This window comes from Gilvibacter sediminis (assembly GCF_028561565.1).
Taxonomy (GTDB): domain Bacteria; phylum Bacteroidota; class Bacteroidia; order Flavobacteriales; family Flavobacteriaceae; genus Gilvibacter; species Gilvibacter sediminis.
In genome coordinates, this window is the sequence record NZ_JAQQTE010000007.1 from 1 (window position 1) to 651 (window position 651).

Genomic DNA, 651 nt, shown 5'->3' on the forward strand with positions numbered 1-651 from the left:
TACTGTCAATTTAATTAATAATGCAGTCTCATAGCTCAGCTGGTTAGAGCGCTACACTGATAATGTAGAGGTCGGCAGTTCGAGTCTGCCTGAGACTACAGGGCGAGTCGAAAGACTTGCGACGTTCATTGTAATAAATGATATTTTGGAAATTTTAGAAGTTGAGTACTTCATCAATTAAAAAGGAGGGGTTATTGGCTTCTTTGTTTTTAAAAGCATGGGGAATTAGCTCAGCTGGCTAGAGCGCCTGCCTTGCACGCAGGAGGTCATCGGTTCGACTCCGATATTCTCCACAGATAAATACTTTAAGAAGTAGAATCGCAGTGAAGATTAAGCGTAGAAAGCTCGCTTTCTTAAGCTTAATTGAAGCGAGATTCTTTTAAAGTATTTTCAAAATTGAAGTTTGAGGACGGCCACGCAGTGGCACTCCGATAACAAGATTTTGACTCCCCCCGGAGTTTAAATTGAGTTATTGGCGATCATCTAAAAAACTGGAGATTTTGATAAAATATTTGGTCATTGACCTTATAAGGTATCCTAAACTACCTTTCAAGCGAGATCAAAAACGTTCATTGACATATTGGGAAAAGAAATACGAGAAAGCAAGTTATTTGTTTGTAATCATAGATTACAGACATCGAAAATAAATTT

Annotated in this window: 2 tRNA genes; both read left to right on the forward strand. The window is 38.1% G+C overall.

The window, feature by feature from the left end:
* The first annotated feature begins 24 nt into the window (after positions 1–24).
* Positions 25–98 (forward strand) — tRNA-Ile (locus POW22_RS10295).
* Positions 99–219: 121 nt separating this feature from the next.
* Positions 220–293, forward strand: a tRNA-Ala gene (locus POW22_RS10300).
* Positions 294–651 lie beyond the last annotated feature (358 nt).